Source organism: Methanosarcina sp. 2.H.A.1B.4 (genome assembly GCF_000979385.1).
Taxonomy (GTDB): domain Archaea; phylum Halobacteriota; class Methanosarcinia; order Methanosarcinales; family Methanosarcinaceae; genus Methanosarcina.
The window spans coordinates 1-3704 of record NZ_JJOV01000003.1 but is presented as its reverse complement, the minus strand read 5'-3'; the positions used below and the strand labels follow the sequence as shown (position 1 = coordinate 3704).

General features: G+C 41.2%; 2 protein-coding genes and 1 pseudogene. 2 read left to right on the top strand and 1 reads right to left on the bottom strand.

Annotated features, from left to right (window positions below):
- Window positions 1-59 precede the first annotated feature (59 nt).
- Both fhcD and EO92_RS00935 read left to right on the top strand, forming a co-directional pair.
- Window positions 60-680, top strand: a pseudogene (gene fhcD, locus EO92_RS00940) (formylmethanofuran--tetrahydromethanopterin N-formyltransferase); the annotation flags it as partial.
- 344 nt (window positions 681-1024) lie between these two features.
- Window positions 1025-1306 (top strand): DUF4405 domain-containing protein, encoded by a 282-nt coding sequence (locus tag EO92_RS00935; protein WP_048168760.1) that lies wholly within the window; start codon window positions 1025-1027, stop codon window positions 1304-1306.
- 150 nt (window positions 1307-1456) lie between these two features.
- On the opposite strand, the gene EO92_RS00930 is transcribed toward EO92_RS00935, so the two are convergent.
- Window positions 1457-3001: a TraB/GumN family protein gene (locus tag EO92_RS00930; RefSeq protein ID WP_048168759.1), complete on the bottom strand. Its 1545-nt coding sequence runs from the start codon at window positions 2999-3001 to the stop codon at window positions 1457-1459.
- Window positions 3002-3704: the final 703 nt, after the last annotated feature.

The following is a 3704-nucleotide window of genomic DNA, read 5'->3' as shown; positions in this document are numbered from 1 at the left end:
GACGGCATACGAGATTCCTCTACGTCTCGTGGGCTCGGAGATGTGTATAAGAGACAGGGATAGGGCAGTGCGTACTTACAGCTCCTACAACTGCAGTCTTTAACGGGCTGCCTGACGCTGAGAAGCAATTTAATATTGGCTTTAAACTCAAATTCTTCGGAGACGGTATGGAGTCCGAGACCCAGATTGCAGGCCGCAAAGTATACAAAGTCCCGATCATGGAAGGAGACTTTGTGAGTGAAGAAAATATAGGAGCAGTAGCCGGAATTGCAGGCGGAAACTTCTTTATCTTCGGAGACTCCCAGATGAGCGCCCTGACTGCAGCCGAGGTTGCTGTTGATGCAATTACGGAACTTGAAGGCACAATTACCCCATTCCCGGGCGGCATTGTCTCAAGCGGATCCAAGGCCGGAGCAAACAAGTACAAATTCCTGAAAGCTACTGCAAATGAAAAGTTCTGCCCCTCCATAAAGGACAAAGTGGAAAACACCGAAATTCCTGCTGATGTCAATGCTGTCTATGAAATCGTCATCAATGGGATTGATGAAGAGAGCATAAAAGCAGCCATGAAAGCTGGAATAGAAGCTGCGGTAACTGTCCCCGGAATCAAGAAGATTTCTGCAGGTAACTACGGCGGCAAACTGGGTAAGTATCAGTTCAAACTTCACGAGCTCTTCTGAGCTCAAAAATTCTTTTTTTAACAATTCCATTTCTTTTTTTCAGACTTCACAAGCTCTCTTGAGTTTAAAAATTATTTTTATCAATCCATTTCTTTTTTTTCCATATATTTTTCTCACATACCTGTTCTTCACGTAGTTCTCCATCTTTCTCTCATACCTTTTATCGCATACCTTTTTATTTTCCAGACCGAATTACTGTTCCGGAAAAATTTACTAAGTAAGCATAAAGTAAGTTTAAAGTAAGCTTATAAGGTCCATTCTTTAGAAGTCTAGTTTTTAAGGGTTACTTTTCAGATTAAGAAAGTTACTTTTCAGATTCGGAGAAACAAAATGAGAGTGGAAACATGAACAGACAAAAAACCAATTATTTAATAGACCTTGCCCTGACAACGCTGTTTTTTGGAGTCGCAGGTACAGGTCTTTTCATGTATTTTTTCATACCTTCGGGAGTTCAAAGGGGTAGATACCTGGTGTACATGGGGCTAACGAAAGCTACCTGGATCTGGATACATAGTAGAGTTGGAATCCTGATGTCAATTCTTGTGGCAATTCACCTTATCTTCCATTGGAAGTGGATTATATGCACTACGAAGAGTTTATTCAGTAAAGAAAAGTGTGAGTTGTAAAAGATTTTCAAATAACAGTACCTTTCGTGCTAATAAGCAGTAAAAAATAAGAAAAAGTTCTGGAAAAAGTCATGAAAAAACATCCAGGAAAAAGTTCTGGAAAAAGTCCTGGAAAGCAAAGATGTTATCCCGCTACCAGAGAACTGTTTTTCAGAGTCCGAGAGCACTGAATCCAGAAAGGAGAATGTCCCTCGGGTCGAGGCCTGTAACCTGTAGCATTACATATGCCCCAAGGAAAGTACCTATCATACTTCCGATATTGGCAAAGCTGGCCACAAGAAGAACACGCATGAACCGGTTTTTGAACATTTCTTTGAAAGTTTCTATCCCTGCAAGGGCTTTAATATCGTCAGTGGTTGGACTTCGCTGTTTTGCTTCTACCAGACCTGCAAACCAGCCTGCAGCCATCATAGGGTTCAGAGAGGTTAACCAGGCAACCGAAAAAGCTGTGAGAGCAGAGTATGGATGTCCTCCTGCCAGCAGGGCGCCGGCTGCGCTCAGAACCCCGTTAATGAGGAACCACCATCCGAAAGCTATCAAAAGGAGGTTCAGGGGGGTGCCCGATGCGAGGAGCAATAAAAAAACCAGAAGCGCGAGACCAACTATTCCAAAACCGATAATTTTACCGATTCCAATGCGCTTCTTCGGAATCTCCATAAGAGTGCTAAGTGGCGGAATACTCTTTGGGTTTTTCAGGTAGTTAATTATTCCTGGTTTATGTCCTGCTCCAACCACTGCAACAATAGTTTTATTTCCGCCTGCAGCCACCTTGAGGATGCTACCTGCAAGGTATGCGTCCCGCTCATCTATGAGAGTTTCAGCCGCAGTTGGGGCAAATTCTCTGAGCTCACTGACAAGGGCTGTGACAACATCCTGTTGAGTCATCTGATCGATATCGATCTCGGCTCCTTTTCCTATTCCTATCAGGCCGCCTATGAGAGAACCAAGCATTTTTATTTTCTCCAGGAATTTCATGCGGCCCCAGAAACGCTGGAGCGTAACCTGGATATCCCTGTCAATTAAAGCTACTCTGGCTCCTAATGCTTCTGCTTCATCGATTGCGGAAATCATCTCAGAACCGGGTTTTACACCCATGTCTTCACCGATTTTTTTCTGCACATAGGCAAGTAGCCAGTTGACAAGGTAAAAGTATACTTTTCCTTCAGTGAGAATTTCCTTTATTGGAAGCTGATTCGTCTCCTGGATATTTCCTTTCAGAGAATCATAACGTGCCCGGCAGAGCTCGATGGCTACAATATCGGGTTTAAGTTTCCTGATAGTATCCCTGACTTCAGCCACGCTCTTTTCCGAAACATGTGCCGTACCTATGAGCACAACCTTTGAAGGCTGAAACTCGGCAGCCGGATTGGTCCCATCCTGAGACGGAGGCTGGAAAGAAGAAGGAACTGAAAGTTCCGAAGCTGAATCAGGAAGAGGTTCCGCAATAAACTCGGAACTTATATCGAGCTTCACTTCGACCTCTCCGGCTTCTGCTACAGATGGCAGTACAGAAGCCCGGGTTTCCTCTGGCTTGTTGATTGAAGAATCAGAAAGCTTAGACTTTCCGACAGAAACATTATCTTCCGCGGATTCGGTTATAAGTTTGTCCATAGAGTATATTGACTCCTGAGATGAACTATGAAAATTGAATTCAGGATCCTTGTCCTGAGAATCTGTAATTTTAGACCTATCCATTATCAGTCTCTCTGTTGCGGCATATTAGAAATGACGGATAAAAATGTATAGAGCAGAGCATTTCACCGTATTGCTATGTACTGCTGTCCAGAGTACATCACTCTACCTTCAAGCCCATTGCCAGAATACGTTACTTTATCCATTATACCTTTATCCATTATACGTCCGAATTTTAAACACTTACTGCCGCGAATTCGAAGATATAATGTGAATGGTTTAGCACACAGGTAATTCAATATATAGTATAATTAAGCCATACACATTAAATAAGTTACACATGTTATATAACTGATCTGTAAAATAACTGATCTGTAAAAGTCAATCTATACATAACCAACCTATACATCATAACCAACCTATACATCATAACCAACCTATACATAGCCAATTTGTAAGGATCTGAATATGAGATAAGTTATGTTATACCGTGAGATAACTAAATTATAATTGCCGGATACCAAACTATGCTTCAAAGATATTAAACTACACATCTAAGATATTAAACTATACTTCAAAGATATAAAACTATACATCTAAAGTTAAACTATACTTCAAAGATATAAAACTATACATTTAAAATAACCAGATCATAAACATGATATAATTATAGTTCTTGACGTAACCTATTACACAGATTAATTCTTATATTCTCTTATGGTGGGGAAAGAACAAATTGCTATTGATCGGAAGTTAAGTTTTGACG